This is a genomic window from Stenotrophomonas sp. AS1, assembly GCF_048957655.1.
Taxonomy (GTDB): domain Bacteria; phylum Pseudomonadota; class Gammaproteobacteria; order Xanthomonadales; family Xanthomonadaceae; genus Stenotrophomonas; species Stenotrophomonas bentonitica_A.
The window spans coordinates 341,633-360,699 of record NZ_JARVXM010000008.1; the positions used below are offsets into that span (position 1 = coordinate 341,633).

Annotated in this window: 16 protein-coding genes and 1 pseudogene; 11 read left to right on the top strand and 6 right to left on the bottom strand. The window is 67.5% G+C overall.

Annotated features, from left to right (window positions below; translation table 11 throughout):
• Positions 1–55 precede the first annotated feature (55 nt).
• The 3 genes from PV764_RS16145 to PV764_RS16155 are packed head-to-tail and all read left to right on the top strand — an operon-like array spanning position 56 to position 2,858.
• Positions 56–1,618 carry a GGDEF domain-containing protein gene (locus PV764_RS16145; RefSeq protein WP_019185277.1) on the top strand — a complete coding sequence of 521 codons (1,563 nt, stop codon included), beginning with the start codon at positions 56–58 and terminating at the stop codon, positions 1,616–1,618.
• Between the two features lie 45 nt (positions 1,619–1,663).
• The gene (locus PV764_RS16150; protein ID WP_080341516.1) at positions 1,664–2,188 is read left to right on the top strand and encodes an RNA polymerase sigma factor; all 525 of its coding nucleotides are present in this window, start codon (positions 1,664–1,666) and stop codon (positions 2,186–2,188) included.
• 10 nt (positions 2,189–2,198) lie between these two features.
• Complete coding sequence (locus PV764_RS16155; protein WP_284128674.1) at positions 2,199–2,858, top strand: hypothetical protein; 660 nt, start codon at positions 2,199–2,201, stop codon at positions 2,856–2,858.
• Positions 2,859–2,870: 12 nt separating this feature from the next.
• Here PV764_RS16155 and PV764_RS16160 read toward each other — a convergent pair whose 3' ends face one another.
• Positions 2,871–3,782: a DUF808 domain-containing protein gene (locus tag PV764_RS16160; protein ID WP_070472385.1), complete on the bottom strand. Its 912-nt coding sequence runs from the start codon at positions 3,780–3,782 to the stop codon at positions 2,871–2,873.
• A gap of 178 nt (positions 3,783–3,960) precedes the next feature.
• Between PV764_RS16160 and PV764_RS16165 the strand changes: the two are divergent.
• Positions 3,961–5,604 (top strand): annotated as a pseudogene (locus PV764_RS16165) (ABC1 kinase family protein); the annotation flags it as partial.
• Between the two features lie 284 nt (positions 5,605–5,888).
• Positions 5,889–7,991 carry a phosphoglycerol transferase I gene (locus tag PV764_RS16170; protein WP_421117086.1) on the top strand — a complete coding sequence of 701 codons (2,103 nt, stop codon included), beginning with the start codon at positions 5,889–5,891 and terminating at the stop codon, positions 7,989–7,991.
• Positions 7,992–8,278: 287 nt separating this feature from the next.
• Here PV764_RS16170 and PV764_RS16175 read toward each other — a convergent pair whose 3' ends face one another.
• Positions 8,279–10,684, bottom strand: coding sequence for a DUF3772 domain-containing protein (locus PV764_RS16175; protein WP_421117154.1), 2,406 nt, complete (start codon positions 10,682–10,684; stop codon positions 8,279–8,281).
• Positions 10,685–10,810: 126 nt separating this feature from the next.
• Entirely contained in the window at positions 10,811–11,059 is a 249-nt protein-coding gene (locus PV764_RS16180) for a hypothetical protein (RefSeq protein ID WP_026070111.1), read from the bottom strand.
• A gap of 183 nt (positions 11,060–11,242) precedes the next feature.
• Here PV764_RS16180 and PV764_RS16185 point away from each other — a divergent pair, with 183 nt between their 5' ends.
• The 3 genes from PV764_RS16185 to PV764_RS16195 all read left to right on the top strand — a co-directional run bounded on the left by PV764_RS16185 (position 11,243) and on the right by PV764_RS16195 (position 13,561).
• Positions 11,243–11,737, top strand: coding sequence for a lipocalin family protein (locus tag PV764_RS16185; protein WP_046273045.1), 495 nt, complete (start codon positions 11,243–11,245; stop codon positions 11,735–11,737).
• Positions 11,738–11,744: 7 nt separating this feature from the next.
• Complete coding sequence (locus tag PV764_RS16190) at positions 11,745–12,956, top strand: NAD(P)/FAD-dependent oxidoreductase (protein WP_046273044.1); 1,212 nt, start codon at positions 11,745–11,747, stop codon at positions 12,954–12,956.
• Between the two features lie 98 nt (positions 12,957–13,054).
• Positions 13,055–13,561: a hypothetical protein gene (locus PV764_RS16195; RefSeq protein WP_046273043.1), complete on the top strand. Its 507-nt coding sequence runs from the start codon at positions 13,055–13,057 to the stop codon at positions 13,559–13,561.
• A gap of 78 nt (positions 13,562–13,639) precedes the next feature.
• Here PV764_RS16195 and PV764_RS16200 read toward each other — a convergent pair whose 3' ends face one another.
• Complete coding sequence (locus tag PV764_RS16200; RefSeq protein WP_019185266.1) at positions 13,640–14,074, bottom strand: PepSY domain-containing protein; 435 nt, start codon at positions 14,072–14,074, stop codon at positions 13,640–13,642.
• A gap of 141 nt (positions 14,075–14,215) precedes the next feature.
• On the opposite strand from PV764_RS16200, the gene PV764_RS16205 reads away from it, so the two are divergent.
• From PV764_RS16205 to PV764_RS16215, 3 genes are read left to right on the top strand one after another with little or no spacing between them, the layout of a single operon-like run.
• A complete protein-coding gene (locus PV764_RS16205) occupies positions 14,216–14,515 on the top strand; it encodes a PepSY domain-containing protein (RefSeq protein ID WP_019185265.1) in 300 nt (99 codons plus the stop codon).
• Positions 14,515–15,177 (top strand): response regulator transcription factor, encoded by a 663-nt coding sequence (locus PV764_RS16210; RefSeq protein ID WP_421117088.1) that lies wholly within the window; start codon positions 14,515–14,517, stop codon positions 15,175–15,177. Before PV764_RS16205 ends, PV764_RS16210 begins: the two co-directional genes overlap by 1 nt.
• Positions 15,174–16,514 (top strand): sensor histidine kinase, encoded by a 1,341-nt coding sequence (locus tag PV764_RS16215; RefSeq protein ID WP_019185263.1) that lies wholly within the window; start codon positions 15,174–15,176, stop codon positions 16,512–16,514. Before PV764_RS16210 ends, PV764_RS16215 begins: the two co-directional genes overlap by 4 nt.
• A 93-nt stretch (positions 16,515–16,607) precedes the next feature.
• Here the strand turns inward: PV764_RS16215 and PV764_RS16220 are convergent, their stop codons facing one another.
• Complete coding sequence (locus PV764_RS16220; protein ID WP_046273042.1) at positions 16,608–16,931, bottom strand: DUF6122 family protein; 324 nt, start codon at positions 16,929–16,931, stop codon at positions 16,608–16,610.
• A gap of 94 nt (positions 16,932–17,025) precedes the next feature.
• On the bottom strand, positions 17,026–18,915 hold the full coding sequence (speA, locus tag PV764_RS16225) for an arginine decarboxylase (RefSeq protein ID WP_070426138.1): 1,890 nt from the start codon (positions 18,913–18,915) through the stop codon (positions 17,026–17,028).
• Between the last annotated feature and the right edge of the window lie 152 nt (positions 18,916–19,067).

The window sequence follows — 19,067 nt, forward strand, 5'->3', positions numbered from 1 at the left end:
TGCCACCTCCCCTCGCCCCGGCGCACCTCGCCGGTCACTGCCAAGGACCTGCCGCATGACGGACCCGCACGACGCTTCCCCCCGCCCCGGCACCGCCGTCGGGCGGCTGCTGTCGCGGCGACAGAGCGTGGGCACCGGGGTGGAGACCGCCAGCGAGCCGGCGCCCGGGCCCAAAGGCGGCAGCAGCGCGATGCTGCAGCGGCTGTTCGCCGGCATCGATGCGCCCGAGCCGCTGCTGGCCGCGTTCGCCAATGGCATGTCCACCCTGCCCGGCGAGCTGGGCGACATGGGCCTGCGCCTGCAGTCGGCGCAGCGCAGCGCGGACTGGGTGAGCTATGGCCGCGCGATGCGCCAGCTGATCGACAAGTACATCCGCACCATCGAGCAGGAAACGCCCGACGGCCAGCCTGACAGCCTGCGCCTGCGCGAGCTGCTGCGGCACACCGTCGGGGTGACCGTGGCCAGCCTGCTGCAGAACATGCCCGAGCTGCGCGAGGAGCCGGTGCAGCTGGCCGGTGAACTGCGCCACTGGCATCCTGGCCAGCCGCTGCAGCCGATCGAACAGCGGCTGCGCGAGCTCTCGCACCAGATCGGCGTGCGCAGCGACGGCTGGCAGGAGCAGCAGGAGCTGCTGCTGAGTCTGTTCGATCTGCTGTTGGACAACATCAGCGAGCTGCTGGATGACAGCAGCTGGCTGCACGGCCAGGTCCACGCGGTGCGCTCACTGATTGGCGGCCCGCTGGATCGCGATTCGGTCGAACAGGCGCGCGCCAACCTGCGCGAGGTGATCTACAAGCAGGGGCTGCTCAAGCAGGGCATCGTCGAATCCAAGGCGGCGATGAAGAACGTCATGGGTGGCTTCATCGAGCGCCTGGACGGCATGGCGGTGAGCACCGGCGAGTACCACGACCGGATCAGCAGCTACGCGCTGGCCCTGAAGGAAGCGCGCAGCATCGCCGACCTCAACCAGCTGCTGCAGGATGTGCTGCAGGACACCGGGCGCGTGCAGGACCAGGCGCTGCAGGCGCGCGACCACCTGGGCAATGCACGCCGCGAAGTGGAACAGGCCGAACAGCGCATCGCCGAACTGGAGCAGGAGCTGCGCGAGGTGTCCGGCTTGATCCGTACCGACCCGCTGACTGGCGCGCTCAACCGGCGCGGTCTGGACGAGCTGCTGGAGCGCGAGCTGGCGCGCGCCGCACGCCACGGCCATCCACTGGCGCTGGCGCTGCTCGACCTGGACGATTTCCACCAGACCAACACCCTGCACGGCCATGCCGGTGGCGATGCGGTACTCCGCCACCTGGTGAGCGTCTGCCAGCTGCACCTGCGCAGCAGCGATGCCATCGCCCGGCTCGGTGGCGACGAGTTCGTCCTGCTGCTGCCGGAAACCCCGGCGGCCGACAGCATGTCCACCCTGCTGCGGCTGCAGCGCTCGTTGGCACAGCGGCCGCTGCCGCTGGACGAACAGCGCGTGCCGGTGCATTTCAGTGCCGGGCTGGCGCAGTGGCAGCCGGGCGAGCCGGCCGAGGCGCTGCTGCGGCGCGCCGATGCGTCGCTGTATGCGGCCAAGCGGGTCGGCAAGAACCGGGTACTGGCGGCCGAGCCGCCGCGCTGAGCCTGCGCCTGTGATATTCGGCGCAGCGGCGCGAATCATCCGGGTATGGACATGACACTGCCCGCCACCGACACCGATCTGCGCCCGCGCTTCGCCGCGCTGCTGGAGCAGCACCGCGGCATCGTGCTGAAGGTGGCGCGCGGCTATTGCCCGCAGCACGAGGACCGGCTCGATCTGGTCCAGGAGATCAGCGTGCAGGCCTGGGCGGCCTTCGAGGCGTTCGACCCGGCGCGGGCGCGTTTCTCGACCTGGCTGTACCGGGTGGCGCTCAACGTGGCGATCTCGCAATGGCGCCGGCAGCAGCATCGGCAGCGCCACCACGCCGCGCTGGACGACGACCTGCCCGCCGCCGACGAAAGCGCGCCGCCCGAGCAGCGTCACGCGCTGCACCAACTGGAGGTCGCCATCCACGCGCTGCCGCCGCTGGATCGTGCGCTGATGCTGCTGCACCTGGACGATCACGACCATCGGCAGATCGCCGAAGTGCTGGGCATCAGCGTCGCCAATGTCTCTACCCGCCTGCACCGCCTGCGCCAGCAGCTGCGCACGCGCCTGAACCCCACCGACTGAGAACCCCGCCATGCAACCGGATGACCTCAAGCAGCTGTGGAACAGCACCAGCCAGCACGCGGATGCGCAGGAGACCTTCGCGCTGGAGGCGTGGCGCAGCCATCGGCACCGGGCGGTGCAGCGCCAACTCGGGCTCTTCAGCCTCTGGCAGGGGCTGCAGCTGGTGGCCTGGCTGGCATTGGCGGTGTACTGCGGGAGCCAGTGGTGGCAGCAACCGCCGCTGGCGGTGATGCTCAGCGCGATGGCGCTGCACGCCTATTGCATCGCGGTGATCATCGCCAGCATCACCCGCCTGCATCGCCGCCGGCAGCTGGAGCCGACACACACGGTGGTGGAGCAATCGCAGCAGCTGGCCGCGCTTGCCCGGCACACCGCATTGACCGAGCTGCTGCTCGGCCTGCCGTGGTGCTGGCTGTGGCTGGCGGTGCCGGTCCTGGTGGCCTGGCAGGCCTGGGGGGTGGACCTGGGGGCCTTGGCCGCACCGTGGCTGCTGGCCTCGCTGGCGGCGGGGGCGCTGGCCATGCTGGCCGCGGTGCTCCTTGCCCGCCGCTGGGTGCAGCACGCACCGGCGTCGCCGTGGCTGCAGCGCGCAATCGACGCGCTGTCCGGGCGCCGGCTGGCCCGCGCCCGCGCCGAGCTGGACGCCCTGAGCGGCTGGACGCCGACCTGAACCGGCCGGCCGTCAGTGCGCGGGCTTGGACCCGCGCAGCTTCTGGAACCCGGTCACCGCTGCCAGCACCACCGCACCGATCACCACGCCGACGATCACGTTGCCCAGCGCATTGATCAACCAGCCCCAGCTGCCGTCACCGCCCATCTCCAGGATGGCGTGGTGCAGCGGTTCGATGCTGTGCACCAGAATGCCGCCGCCGACCAGGAACATCGCCGCGGTGCCGGCCACCGAGAGGAACTTCATCAGCCACGGTGCAGCCACCAGCAGGCCCCGGCCCACTGCGGCCAGCGCCGCGCCCTTGCGCGACAGGTACAGGCCCAGGTCGTCCAGCTTGACGATGCCGGCGACCAGACCGTAGACGAACACCGTCATCGCCAGGGCGATCACCACCAGCGCGCTGACCTGGTTGAGGAACGGTGCACTGGAGACCACGCCCAGCGACAGTACGATGATCTCCGCCGACAGAATGAAATCGGTGCGGATCGCGCCCTTCACCTTGTCCTTCTCCCACGCGACCATGTCCACCTTCTCGTCGGCCAGGGCCTTGGCCCGCTCGGCCTTGCGCTGCTCATCCTCGTCGCGCGAATGCAGGAAGCGGTGCGCCAGCTTCTCCACGCCCTCGTAGCAGAGGAACGCGCCGCCGATCATCATCAGCGGGGTGATCGCCCAGGGCAGCCAGGCGCTGATCGCCAGCGCGGCCGGCACCAGGATCGCCTTGTTGACCAGCGAGCCCTTGGCGACGGCCCAGACCACCGGTAGCTCGCGGTTGGCACTGACCCCGGTCACCTGCTGGGCGTTCAGCGCGAGGTCGTCGCCGAGCACGCCGGCGGTTTTCTTGGCCGCGACCTTGGTCAGCACCGACACATCGTCCAGCAGGGACGCAATGTCATCGAGCAACGCGAACAGACTGGCACCGGCCATGGTGGATCCAAAGGAGGAAGCGGGAGCGCCGATTCTGACCGATCCGACCCCTGTCGCGGTAGCCGGAGCGGATTCACCAGTCCACCACTGCGGCCCGGCCACACTGCCGGTGATCGTCGCCCCGGAGTCCTGCTTGAACACCACGCCCGTCCTTCCCGGTTCGCCGTCGCTGGTCAAGGGCATGAACCGCCGCAGCCAGATCCTGCGCCTGCTGTTGCGCTACCGTAATTCCGGCGTATTTTCCGGCATGAACCTGGACGCAGGCGCGGTCCACGATGTGCCACCGGAAGGCAACCCGGAACAGTTCGTCACCGACCTGGAATCGCTGGGGCCGACCTTCGTCAAGCTGGGCCAGATGCTCTCCACCCGCCCGGACATGGTGCCGGTGGAGTTCGCCACGGCCCTGGAGCGCATGCAGGAGAACGTTGCGCCGATCCCGGTCGAGCGCGTCGCGGCGATCATCGAAAAGGAACTGGGCGCGTCGGTGTCCAAGCTGTTTGCCAGCTTCGACCCGGTGCCACTGGGCTGCGCCTCGATCGCCCAGGTGCACCGCGCCGAGCTTCACGATGGCCGCCAGGTGGCGGTCAAGGTGCAGAAGCCGGAGGTCGCCGCCCAGCTGCGCTCGGATCTGGACGTGCTGCGCAGCTTTGCGCTGGCCGCCGACCATCTCACCCAGGTCGGACGCCGCGTGCGCCTGCGCGACTGGCTCAATGAATTCGCCAAGACCCTGATGCAGGAGCTGGACTACCAGGCCGAGGCCGAGAACCTGCAGCGCTTCGGCCAGCATCTCAAGCCGTTCAAGCCGCTGTGGGTGCCACAGCCGATCTGGGACTACTGCAGCCACCGCGTGCTGACCATGGAGCTGGCGCAGGGCGTGCGCGTGGACATGATCCCCGATGTGCGCCGTACCGAGCAGCCGATGGCTCCGCTCGCTGCCGCGCTGATCCGCGGCTATGTCGACCAAATCTTCGTGCATGGCGAGATCCACGCCGATCCGCATCCCGGCAATCTGCGCGTCACCCCGGCCGGTCGCCTGGCGATCTTCGACCTGGGCATGGTCGCGCACATGCCGCCGCGCCTGCGCGAGCGCCTGCTCAAACTGTTGTTCGCCGCGGTGGATGGGCGCGGTGAGGAAGTCGCCGATGAAATCATCGGCATCAGCACGCGGCTGGAGTTCTTCGACGAAGAACGCTATCTGCGCGAGACCGGGCAGATCATCGCGCGCTATGCCGCCAACAGCAGCTTCTCCGAAGGCCGCGTGGTGCTGGACCTGGTGCGCATTGCCACCGCCAGCGGCCTGCGCACCCCGCCGGAGCTGAGCCTGCTGGGCAAGGCACTGTTGAATCTGGAAACCGTGTGCCGGCTGCTGTCGCCGGACCTGGATACCCGGCGCATCGTGGAGAAACAGCTGCAGCACGTGATGCGCGCGCGCCTGAAGAAATCGCTGTCGGCCGCCAACCTCGCCAGCGAAGCGATGGAGATGCAGCAGTTGCTGCGCGACGGGCCACGCAAGATGACCGACATCCTCGCGCTGTTGGCCGAGAACCGCCTGCAGATGAAGGTCACCGGGCTGGAAGAATCCCGCCTGATGGAGAACCTGCAGAAGATCGCCAACCGCGTCTCTGCCGGCATCGTCACCGCGGCGCTGATACTGGCCGCCGCGATGATGATGAAGGTCGATACCGGATGGCATCTGTTCGGCTATCCCGCCATCGCGTTCACCTTGATGTTGATCGGTGTCTTCCTCGGATTGGGCATCATCCTCAGTGCGCTGATCTTCGATCGTCGAGCGCGCTCCAAGGAAGAACGCGGGCATCGTTGACGCGCTCACCACGCGCGTCACGCATTCAGACAACCGGTAAAACACACCGCGGAACGCGCGATGCAATGCAGCATCATGCGTACGTCTTCACGCCTGTTTTACGTCGCATCTCGCAATGCGATGCGTGAATACCGCTGTCGTTTTCAACAAACATTTCAGTCAGGTTCGTGCAGGCATGATCGGGTCATCGGCTTGTCATGCATGTGTGGTTGGGACAGCCGGTCGGATGGGACATACGTCGTCATGACGTCCATCACCACCTGTCTCCACTGCCAAAAGTGCTTATGCTCTGGATTCTGCTGCTGTCACTGTTGCTGCTCACCTGGCTGTTCCTCGCATCTGACAAGTGGGTGTGGTGGAAGGCAAGCCTGATGTCATTGCTGCTGCTGACCCTCAGTGCGTGGTGGTTGATCAACAAGTTGTCCGGTGATGGCCTCAATGCTGCCACCCTGTACCACTTTGGCGCGGACATGGAAGGCGCCGGCATCGCCGACTTCAAGCACTACATCGCCGGCTTCATCGCACTGGCGCTGGTCTCGCTCACCCCCTTGCTGCTGGCACGCCTGCGTCGCCGGCACCGCCCCGCACACGGCAAGGCAGTCTTCGCCGGCTTCCTGGCGATGTGGTTCGTCGCGATCGTGGTCAGCCCGCTGTACAGCGATGGCCAGCGCCTGTACCAGCAGATGCGCCCGGTCGACTACAGCATGGTCAAGGCCGAGTACCGCGTGCCGCAGCAGCCGCTGACCAAGCCGCGCAACATCGTGTGGATCTACGGCGAAAGCCTGGAGCGCACCTATCTCAATGAAACCACCTTCCCCGACCTGATGCCCAACATCAACCGGCTGGCCGCGCAGTCGCTGGACGTGCGTGGGCTGGTCTCGGCCGAAGGCGGTGGCTGGACCATCGCCGGCCTGGTCTCCTCGATGTGCGGCGTGCCGTTGACCACCGCCAAGGAAGATGAGAACAGCATGGGGCGCATGGGCAGCTTCCTGCCCGAAGCGGTCTGCCTGGGCGACTACCTCAAGCAGCAGGGCTACACCAACCACTATCTGGGCGGCGCCAACGGCCAGTTCGCGGGCAAGGGCCAGTTCCTGGCCACGCACGGCTTCGATACCGTCGATGATCTGGCCTGGTTCAAGAAGCAGAAGATCACGCGCGCGCATTTCTCGCCGTGGGGCGTGCATGATGACGTGCTGCTGGACAAGGCGTACGACCGCTTCGTGCAGCTCTCGCGCAAGGGCGAGCCGTTCATGCTCACCACGCTGACCATGGACACCCATCATCCCGCCGGTCACCTGCCCGTGGCCTGCAAAGGCACCCGTTACCAGAGCGAGCACGGCAACATCGGCATGCTCAACGCACTCAAGTGCACCGACGGGCTGATCGCCAAACTGGTCGATCGTATCCAGGCCAGTCCGTACGGCGAAGACACGTTGATCGTGATCGCCTCCGATCACCTGGCCATGCCCAACGATCTCAGCCACATCCTGGCCAAGCAGGATCGCGAGAATCTGTTGCTGTTCCTGGGCAAGGACATCGCTCCGCGCCAGCTGACCGCGCCGGCCGGCTCGACGCTGGACTCGGGCGCCACGCTGCTGAGCCTGATCGACCCGGCCATCGATTCGATCGGCTTCGGCCGCTCGCTGCTGCATCCGGAGCGTTCGGACAGTGCCAGCGCCGCGGTGTTCCGCGACAACGGCAAGGACTACCCGCGCTACCTCGCGTTCTCGCGCTCGCTGTGGCTGGGCGACAAGACCCGCCAGCTGCGCATCGATGACGACAACCAGGTGGTGATCGGCCTGCAGCACGTGCAGCCCCCAGTGCTGCTGGAGTACGACAAGCATTGGGATCTGAAGTCGGTGTATCTGGAGAACACGTCCAAGCAGTTCGATCTGGCCGACCCGTCCAATACCCTGGCCTACGTGGATCGCTGCACTGCGTTCGAGGATGGCTCGGCCGATGGCGACTGGTGCGCGATGCTGGTCAACCAGGACAAGGGCATCAAGCTCTTCCGTGATGACCAGCTGCGCGGTGGCGTGGCGGTGGATGGCCCGCTGGACCCGTTCAACGGCCCGCGCCCGAGCATCCGCCAGGCGCACATGATCACGCAGAAGGGCCGCCGCACCCGCGCCGGGCAGTACATGGTGCAGCTGGTGACCAAGCAGTCGCCGGACCGTGGCTTCTGGATCGAAGCCGTCTCCTCGCAGCGCAAGGTGGTGGTGGCCCAGCAGTGGGTGCAGCCCGATGCCGAAGGCCGCATCAACCTGAGCTTCGGCCTGGACCACGAGGTGGATGATCTGGAAGTGCGCGCCTGGTTGAACCACGCCGAGAAGCTGGCCGTGGATACCTTCGCGCTGGTGCCGTCGCGCCGCGGCAACCGCGGCTGATCCGGCCCTCCCGCCGGGCATGGGGGCGGTCCGTCGTTCGTATCGGGTCCGCTGTTCGTATCGGGTCCGCTGTTCGTATCGGGTCCGCTCTTCGTATCGGGTCCGCTCTTCGTATCGGGTCCGCTGTTCGTATCGAGTCCGCTGTCCGTATCGGTAGTGCCGGCCGCTGGCCGGCTCCCGGTTCTCTCTGCATCGTGCAGCTGCCGGCCAGCGGCCGGCACTACCTGGATCGCGGCACTACCCGGATCAGGACGCTGCCCGCCAACAGCCGGTACCTACCGGCCTTGTTATGCGTCGGGGTGCGGCGTTGCCGCTGGCTCACGTACCAGATGGATATCCGTCGGTGCGGACAACGCGATCCCGGCGGCGGCAAACTTCTGCAGCATCGTGAAATACAGCTCGCTGCGTGCGCCGTACACCGCACGCGGGCCCGAGACGTAGGCGAAACTGTTGATCGCGATCTGCCCATTGGCGATCGAATCGATGAACACCGACGGTGCCGGGTCACTCAGCACGCCCGGATGATCGGTGTATGCATCCAGCAGGATCTGCCGCAGCGCGGCCACGTCGGTGTTCAACGGCACGGAGAACTGGATCTGGATCCGGCCCTGCGCATTGCCCATCGTCATGTTGCGGATGGTCTTGGTGATCAGCTCGGAGTTGGGCACGATCAAGGTGGATTTGTCGCCGACCTGGATCTCGGTCGAACGCACGCTGATCCGCTTGATGTCCCCTTCCTGATCGCCCAGCTTGACCCAGTCGCCGATCTTGACCGGCCGCTCGGCCAGCAGGATCAGGCCCGAGACGAAGTTCTGGGTGATCGCCTGCAGGCCGAAGCCGATACCCACCGACAGCGCACTGACCACCAGGGCCAGCTTCTCGAAGCCGATGCCCAGCGCGGTCAGGCCCCACAGCACCGCGGCGATGATGCCGAGGTAGCGGGTGACGGTGCTGATCGAGTTGCGTGCACCGGCGTCCAGTTCGGTCTTGGGCAGGTAGGTGTCGCTCAGCCAGCGCTGGAACGCCTGCATCACCGCCCAGACCACCAGGAACACCAGCACCGCGTACATCACGCTGCTCGGCCTGAGCGTGGTCTCGCCGATCTTCAGCCCGCCGGACAGCGAATCCAATCCCCCGAGGAAGGCGTTGAGGTTGCCGAACGGTGCGGCCAGCGCCAGCAGGCCGAGCACGATCACGCCCACGCGCAGCACCGCCGAGAGCAGCACGCCGGCCTGCTCCACCCGCGATTCGCTGAGCCCGGTGGTCAATACGATGGTCTGCCCGGCACGGCTGCTGGGCGCGAGTGCCCAGGTGGCCAGGTCATCGGCGAACTTGAGCAGCAGCGAGACGGCCATCAGCACGACCGCGCCCCAGACCAGCTGCTGGGCCACGAACAGCGCGAAGTTGAGATAGCCCAGCAGCGTGGCGATCACCGCCGCTGCCACGGCGATGTGGCCGGCCAGGCGCGCGAGCACGATCCAGCCGCTGCGGCGGGGCGCGCCGCGTACCTTGCCATCGCCACCAGCGCGGGGATCGGCACGCGCTTGGGCTTCGGCAGCTTCAGCCGCCTGGCGGTTGTGCATGCGCGCCAGCGAAACCAGGATCGCGATGATCAACGCCATGTACGTGAGCGCGATCAGCCCATCCACGGCCACGGTGGTGACTTCGCTGGTACGTGCCGCGCGGTCCAGGGCGACCAGCATGATGCTCAGCCAGGTCAGGCCGGCCGCGCCCCAGGCGTACTTGCGCAGGCGCCAGGCCGCGCTGTCATCCAGCGACAGCAGCCGCCACGACGGCCGCTTGGGCACCAGCAGGCAGGCACTGAGCGCAGCGATGAAGGCGGCCACGAAGGTGGCCACTTCGAAGGTCTGGGCCACCGACTGCAGGCGCGGCGGGATCGCGCCGATCGCATCCAGTGACTCGACCAGTGCCACCGCCGCCAGGCCGGGCAGCAGGGTGCCGACCAGCAGCAGCCACACCGCCAGCCCGGAGCGACGCAGGCGGCCATCCGGTGCGCGCTCGGAGGCAGCGAAGCGCCGGCCCAGCGCGCGCAGCCACAGCCGCAGGGGGAAGAACATCACCAGGGCCACGCCCAAGCCGATCAGCGGCGCGGTCCAGCCGTGCCGGGCGATCGCCTTGCGCGCGGCGTCCACGCCCATGTGGTACAGGATCGCCAAGCGATCCACATCGCCCGGCACATCCTTGGCGAAGCTGCGCCACAGCGCCGGCGACAACGGCGAGGCGACCTTGCGGGTCAGCTGTTCGCTGAACTGGGTGACCCGCATCTTCTCGATCCGCTCGCCGAGCTGCCTGGCGTCCACCGAAAGCAGCTTGGCGCGGGCGATCTGCGCGTTGATATCGGCCTTCTGCTGGTTCAGCGCCTTGCGCTGCCGGCTGACCTCCGGTGGCTCGACGGTACCTTCGGCCACCTCGCCCAGCTGCGACAGGCGCGCGTCCACCTGCTTGAGCTGCGGGTCCAGTGCACTCTGCAGGCCGTCCGCATCGCGCTGGACGGCCAGCGCGCGGTCGGACAACGCCTTGAGGGTCTCGGTGGTGGCCGCGTCCTCCAGGTCGTCATTGATCGACCGGAAGGTTTTTTCGGCCTGGGCCAGCTGCTTGGCAGGGTCCGGATCCGGGTCGCCGGCCTGGGCCAGCGCGATCGGCGCGGCGCCGAGCCAGGCGAACAACAGCAGCCACGACAACGACCGCACCACAAACGAAGAATGACGAAGCGACACGCCAGCACCAACGGTTCGCGCGGACCACCGCGCCTGCCCGCGACTATAAACCGGGGCCCGTTCAGAACAGGTATGCGGCCCTCAGTACTTCAGGCGGAGCTCTTCGACCTGCGGCTGCAGGCGCGCGTACCAGTCCTGGAACTCTTCTTCGGTGATCTCCTCCGGCGCGTAGACCGCGATCTCGTCCCAGGCATGATCGGTCGGCAGCGGCTGCCGCGGCCCGGCACGCAGGGTATAGGTCACGCCCTCATGGTCGAGCACGTCGTCGGCGGTCTCCCGCTGCTGGCGGGCAAAGCCGGTTTCGCTCTTGAGCAGAATCACCTGGTACATCCGCATCTCCATCGCTGTTGAAAGAAGCGCTCATGGCGCCCCTGCCCAGCATAGCGCCGCCCACGCGGCCGGAGCATGACGCATCGACAACGCAGCGTTCTCGACGCCGTACTCGCCTCGGCTTCACCCCGCCGTGGCAGCAGGCCCGGCATCGTGGGATCGCATTCCCACCAGCCGTTGCCCATGACCACACATCCCGACCTGAAGACCGTTCCCGACCTCAAGCTGCCGCGTTACCTGGGCACCTGGTACGAGATCGCCCGCCTGCCCATGAAGCACGAGCCGGAGGGCTGCACCGATGTGTCCGCGCATTACAGCCTGAAGGACAACGGCCATGTCGCCGTGGTCAACCGCTGCCGCATGGGCAACGAGATCGAGGAAGCCGACGGTGAGGCCTGCCCGGTCGATAACGACACCGCGCGGCTGGAAGTCAGCTTCCTGCCCAAGGGCCTGCGCTGGCTGCCCTTCACCAAGGGCGACTACTGGGTGATCCAGATCGCGCCGGACTACAGTGTCTCGCTGGTCGGCAGCCCGGACCGCAAGTACCTGTGGCTGCTCTCACGTACCCCCACGCTCGATCGCACCACGCAGGAGCATTATCTGGCGCAGGCGCGGCTGCAGGGCTTCGACCTGTCCGAGCTGATCCAGACCCCGCACACCGGCCATCCCACCGCTTGAGGCTGCAATGGATCTGAAGAGCGGTTACCCGTTCTGGGCCGTGCGCAACGGCCTGATGCATGCGTTTCCACCGCTGGAAAACGATCTGAACTGCGAGGTGCTGGTGGTCGGTGGCGGTATCAGCGGTGCGCTGATCGCCGACGAGCTGTGCGCGCACGGCCATGACGTGGCGCTGATCGAACAGCGCGATATCGGCTGGGGCAGCACGGCGGCCAGCACCGCGCTGCTGCAGTATGAGATCGACACCCACCTGATCGACCTGGCCCAGCGCTACGGCGAGGAGGCTGCCGTACGGGCCTACCAGGCGTGTGCCGATGCCATTCCGGCCATCTGCGAGGTGGCCGCGCCGTTCCGCGATGTGGATTGCCATCGCATGGCCAGCCTCTACTACGCGAGCAAGCGCGGGCATCAGGCCGTACTGGCCGAAGAATGCGCGCTGCGTGCCAGGCACGGCTTCGACGTGCGCTGGCTGGACAGCGACGCCGTCGCGGACGAGTACGGCATCCGCGCGCCGGGGGCGATCCTCAGCGCGCTCGCCGCACGCATCGATCCGTACCGGCTGACCTACCGCCTGCTGATGCGGCTGCACAAGCGTGGCTGCGGGGTCTACGACCGCACCGTGCTCGACACGCTCACCCCCACCGCGCGTGGCGTCACCGCCACCACGCTGGGCGGCGCACGCATCCGGGCCCGGCATGTGGTGCTGGCCACCGGCTATGCCGGACAGCGCTGGTTGAAGCCCTCGGTGGCCCGCAACCGCAGCAGCTACGCCTTCATCACCGACCCGATCCACCCGGATCTGCTCGGTCCGCTGCGCGAAACGATGGCCTGGGAATCGGCGCGACCCTACCTCTACCTGCGCAGTACCGGCGACAACCGGCTGCTGATCGGCGGCGAAGACGACGCCATCGATCTCCCAGCGCGGCGCGACCGGCGTGTGGAGAGCAAGACCGGCAAGCTGCTCAAGAAGACCGCCAAACTGTTTCCGCACCTGCCGCTGCAGCCGGCCTTCTCCTGGGGCGGCACCTTCGCCGAGACCCACGATGGCCTGCCCTTCTTCGGTCAACACCCACAGTGGGGGCCGCGGGTGCTGTTCGCGATGGCCTACGGCGGCAACGGCATCACCTACTCCATGATCGGCGCCGGGCTGCTGCGGTCGCGGATCGAGCGCCGCCGGCATCCGCTGGCCGAGCTGTTCGGATTTGAGCGCCTGGGCTGAGTTCCCCTTGCAACGCACGCCATGACAGGCATCATTCAAACTACGGCTGCTAGCGTCAGCGCTGTCGGCCGTCCCGCCTGTCTGCTCCGGAGCCTCTCATGATCCGCCTGCTTCCCCTGCTGCTGTGCCTGTCCCTGCCCGGTGTGGCGCTGGCCCAGTCTGCCGCAGGCGCCACCGGCCCGCAGTCCTCCACCGGGCTGGACCTGAGCATCCCCGACGCGCCGCTGCAGTACCTGAGCGACCAGTCCCTGCGCGGCGATCCGCCGGGCACGTTCTACGGCGACCGCACCGGCCGGCGTTCCACCGACCGGGCCGCCAACGGCATCGCCCACGTGACCGACGACAAACTGCGGGTCAACGGCAGCGTCACCACCGGCATCGGTTACGCGAAGAATTTCGGCAACACCCATTACAACGCCGCCGAGCTCAACCTGAGCAAGAACTACACGTCCGACGAAGGCAATACGCGCAACGTCAACGTCAACATCCGGGTGAGCGAAGGCAAGGGCCCGGGCTTCTTCGGCCCGTACGGCTATGACGGTTTCGATGGCTACGGCGGCTACGGCCGTGGGCCCGGCTACTGGGATTACCCGGCGCGCTGGTAAGCGCTGCAGCGGTGGGGCACTCACGCGGACGGCCGGGGCAACCCGGCCGTTCGTGCATCCGTGCGCCGTGACGCGGGATCAGTCCCACCAGCCATCGCGCTTGCTGGCCAGTACGCGGCCATCGTGACCGCTCATGCGCACTTCCACGCGCTGGTTGCGGGCATTGCGTGCATCCAGCGTCCAGGTGGCGCCATCGCGCTCGAGCGACTCGATCTGCGTCAGCCCGGCCTTGCCGGCCAGCGCCAGGATCTGCCCGGCATCCAGCAGCGCGCGGCCATCGCGCGGGTCGAAGATCTCACCCTTGGTGTCATCGATGATCACTTCATCGACGGTGCCGTCCTTGCGGGTCACATCCGCCTCCCACACGCCATCATCGTGCTCCAGTTCGTGCACCTGGGTGTACCCGGCCGCGCTGAGCCTGGCCTGCACCTGGGCGGCGGACAGGTTGGCGGCGAAGGCCGGGGTGGCGAACAGGGCGGCGGCCAGGGTGGTAGCGGCAATCATCGTCTTCATGGGAATCCTTGAGGGGGCGCCGGTCCATTCCGGCACCGCCAGTCTGGCCACCACGCCTAACCGGACCATGAGGGGCACTGTTAGATACTGTTTAGACATCCCCGGTATACCGGTGGCCTGCCCTTTGCCCTGCGTGCCCGCATGTCCGCCCTGTCCCTGATGCTGCCCCTGCTGTTGACCCTGGCCCCGCAGGACCCGATGCGGGTGCTCGACGGTGGCAGCCGCCAGCAGGACAGCGTGCGCCAGGCGGTCCGGCAGGGCCGTTTCGTACCGCTGGAACAGGTGGTGGCCGATGCACTGCGGCGCTATCCCGGCAAGCTCATCGAAGTGGAGCTGGATGAGGACACCTACGAGGTCGAGATCCTCGGCCCGGACGGCGTGGTGATGGAGCTCGATTACGATGCGGCCACCGGCCGCCTGCTGAAAATGGAAAAAGACTGATGCGCGTGCTGCTTGCCGAAGATGACGCCTTGCTCGCCCGCCGCCTGCAGACGCTGCTGGAAGACGCCGGCTACGTGGTCATCCACAGTGCGGAGGGCCGGGACGCCGAGTACCAGGGCCAGATCGAGGACATCGCCGCGGCCGTGGTCGATCTGGGCCTGCCGGGCCTGGACGGGCTGAGCGTGATCGAGCGCTGGCGCCAGGCGGGCCGGGACTTCCCGGTGCTGGTACTGACCGCCCGCGCCCGCTGGCACGACAAGCTGGCCGGCTTCGATGCCGGTGCCGATGACTACCTGACCAAACCGTTCCAGCCCGAAGAGCTGCTGCTGCGCCTGCGTGCCCTGATCCGCCGCAGTGCCGGCCACGCGCATCCGCGCCTGCAGTGCGGTCCACTGGTGCTGGACGTCAATGCCGGCCGCTTCGAACTGGACGGTGCACCGCTGGCGCTCAGCGCGCAGGAGCACCGCATCCTCAGTTACTTCATGCATCACCCCGATACCGTGCTGAGCCGCGCGCGGCTGGGCGAGAACGTCTACGAGGACGGCTTCGATCCGGACTCCAACACGCTGGACGTGCTGATCGGGCGGATCCGCCGCAAGCTGGGCAGCGCGTTGATCCACACCCACCGCGGGCAGGGCTTCCGCCTCTCGGCGATGCCATGACCACCGGCTCGCTGCGCACCCGCCTGCTGGTGGCCGGTGGCCTGGGCCTGGTACTGGTCTCCGCGCTGGCCACCTGGTGGCTGGGCGCGATGTTCGAGCGCTCGGCACGCACCGCGATGGACGAGCGCCTGGGCAACGACCTGATCGCGGTGCTGGCACTGGCCGAGAGCGATGCCAACGGCCAGCTGCACTGGCGCGACACCCTGGCCGACGAGCGCTACCGGCGCGTGTTCTCCGGCGACTACTGGCAGGTGCTGGACGCGCAGGGCCGCCCGCTCGGGCAATCGCGCTCGCTGTGGGATGACGCGCTGGCCGCCCCGACCGCGCTGCAACCGGGGCCGGCGCAGGCCTTCGATGCCAGCGGCCCGTTGAAGCAATCACTGCGCGTGCTGGCCCAGCAGGTGACCCTGCCGCGCGCCGCCGCACCGGTGATCGTCATGGTCGCCACCGACCGCAGCCAGCTGGATGCCCAGGTTGCCAGTTTCCGGCAGCGCACCGCACTGGCCCTGGCCGTGCTGATCGCACTGTGGTTCGCTGTACTGGTCACCCAGGTGCATTACGGGCTGCGGCCGCTGGCCGAACTGGGCCGCATCGCCGGACAGGTCCGCAACGGCGAGAACGTGCGCTTCCCGCAGCAGGGCCTGGTCAAGGAAGTCGCGCCGCTGGCCGGCCAGCTCAACGCGCTGCTCGATCACCACCAGCGCATGGTGGTGCGCGCCCGCCGCAGCGCCGAAGACCTCGCGCATGCGCTGAAGACACCGCTGACCGTGCTCATCACCGAAGCCGAAGGGGATGGCAGCGACTGGCGCCAGACCCTGCGCAGCGAGACCGCGCGCATGCAGGCCAGCATCGATCGTTACCTCGCTGCAGGCCTGGGCGCGGACAGCCAGCAGCGCACGCCGGTGGCGCCGGTGGTGAGCGCGCTGTGCGGGCTGATGCAGCGCGTACATGCCGCGCGCGGGCTGCGTTTCACGTGCGACAGCGAGGATGCCGCCGTGTTCGCCGGTGCGCGCGAGGACCTGGAAGAGATGCTCGGCAACCTGCTCGACAATGCCGGCAAGTGGGCCGCGCAGGCGGTGCGGGTGGACGTGGCACGGGACAGCACGCAGCTACGCATCACCGTGGCCGATGATGGCCCGGGACTCCCGCCAGCGCAGCTGGAGCGCGTGCTGGAACGCGGCGTGCGGCTGGATGAGCGCGCGTCGGGCAGCGGGCTGGGATTGTCGATCGTGGCCGACATCGCCGAGAGCTACGGTGGCACGCTGGTCCTGGCCAATGACACGCCGGGGTTGCAGGCGACGGTGACGTTGCCGGCAGGCGGAGCAGCCACCGGGTAGAGCCGACCGTTGGTCGGCTGCCTTTCGCGAACACCCGAACGCGCCCAGGCGCGCGCCAGCCGACCAACGGTCGGCTCTACCGGGGCCGGCGGTTCAACGGGCCTGGTGCATCCACCAACAATCAATGGCATCCAGCACGATGTGGATGATCAGCCCGATCCCGAACAGGCGCGTCTTCTTTGGTACGCACAGCCCCGCATACACCGCGATCGCCGGGGCGGTGTGCAGTGGATGGAACCCGATGCTGCAGCGGTTCGGGGCGTAGATCGGATCGGCCAGCAGGTGGTCCAGATCGATGATCCAGCCCAGCAGCATCAGCACCCAGGCGGACAGGAAGCGCTTGCGCCAGAACATCCACGCCAGCAGCGCGGGGACGGCCGCATGCAGGAACAGATGAAAGATCGCGCGCGCGCTCATGCCGGTGTCGGGTGCCTTGCAAAGACCGCCGGGCAATGCCCGGCGTTACGGACAGCCGGGTGCGGCCCGAAGGCCGTCACCCGTCAACGCTGGCTTACGTCAGCGGCTCGTCGGACAGATAGGTATAGCCGGTCAGGCCGGCCTCCAGTGCCTCGGACAGTTCCTGCGCGCGCTCGGGCGACAGCTTCGCCGCCGCCACGCGCTCGGCATAGCTCGCCCGCAGATCGGCCAGGCTGTAGCCCACGTAGTCGAGCATCACATCGGTGGTGTCACCACGGCGCTGCTGGGTGATCGCATAGCCATCGGCATCGGCCAGCACTTCTACCGCATCCGTGTCGCCGAACAGATTGTGGATGTCGCCCAGGATTTCCTGGTACGCGCCCACCATGAAGAACGCGATGCGGTAGCTTTCGCCCGACTTCAGCGCATGCAACGGCAGCGAGGTGTCCAGGCTCTCGTTTTCGACATAGGTTTTGACCATGCCGTCCGAATCGCAGGTCATGTCCGCGATGATGCCGCGGCGCTCGGGCTGCTCGTTCAGGCGCTCGATCGGCACGATCGGGAACACCTGGTCGATCGCCCAGGCATCGGGAATCGATTCGAACACGCTGAAGTTGACGAAGTACTTGTCCACCAGGCGTTCGTTCAACTCGTCCAGCGCCGGGCGATGGCTCTTCTCGTCATAGCTCAGGCGGGCACGCACGGCATGGGCGATGGCGTAGAACAGGTCATCGATGCGGGCGCGCTGCGGCAGGTCGATCTGGCCCAGCGCATAGCTGGCAAGGCCTTCGGCATGGAAATGCTGCGCTTCCTGGAACAGCTCCACCGCCGGACGCTCATCGAGCTCGGCGTGGATTTCGCGCAGGTGGCGGATCGCCGCCGGCTCGTCGTCGTGCTGGTCCGGCACGCGGCCTTCCTGCGCCTCTTCCACTTCGGAGACGTTGGCGATCAGCACCGCGTGGTGCGCGGTCATTGCGCGGCCGCACTCGGTGACGATCCGCGGCGGGGTCAGGCCATGTTCTTCGCAGGCATTGGCCAGCGGCTGCACGATGTTGCTGGCGTAGGAGTTCAGGCCGTAGTTGATCGAGCAGAAGCTGCGCGAGCGGGTGCCTTCGTAATCCACGCCCAGGCCACCGCCCACGTCCACGTGGGTGATCTTCGCGCCCAGGCGCGACAGTTCCACGAAGTAGCGGGTGGCTTCGCGCATGCCGTTGGCGATGTCGCGCACGTTGGAGATCTGCGAGCCCATGTGGAAATGCAGCAGGCTCAGGCAGTCGGCATATTCGGTATCGCGCAGCGACTTCCACAGGTCCAGCAGCTGGCGCGGCGAGAGGCCGAACTTGGCTTTGTCGCCACCGCTGTTCTGCCACTTGCCCGCGCCCAGCGAGGCCAGGCGCATGCGCACGCCCAGGCCCGGCTTCACATCCAGCGCCTTGGATTCCTCCAGCACCAGCTTCAGCTCGGAGGGCTTCTCGATGACGATGAAGGTCTGCAGGCCCAGCTTGCGGCCGATCAGGGCCAGACGGATGTACTCGCGGTCCTTGTAGCCGTTGCAGACGATCAGGCCACCCGGGCGCGAGAGCGCCAGCACGGCCATCAGCTCGGGCTTGCTGCCCGCTTCCAGGCCGAAGCCCTCGCCGTGGTGGCTGGCCAGGGTGCCGGCCACGCCACGGTGCTGGTTGACCTTGATCGGGTACACGGCGGTGTAGCCGCCCGGGTACTCCCAATCGGCCTGGGCCTGCGCGAACGCGGCCTGCAGCTTGCCCAGGCGCTGGCCCAGGATGTCCGGGAAGCGCACCAGCAGCGGCAGCTTGGCGCCGGCCTCGCGGGCGGCGTCCACGATCTTGGGCAAGGACACCACCGGGCCGTCCTGGCCAGTCGGTCTCACCACCATGTGTCCTGCCTGATCCACGTCGAAGTAGCCATCCGCCCAATGCGGAATCGAGTAGGTCTTGCGGGCTTGGTCGAGGGACCAATCGGTCATTTCAGTGGGCCTGGTTGGTAAAAAAGGGGGTGCATGATAACGCCTATGTGGCGACAGCTCCGTTATCATGCGCGCCCGCGCCCGTGCTCAGGCTTGAAACCTGAACGGGCCAACCCGTCCGGACGTGGCTTGCGCCACGCGGCACCGCCGCC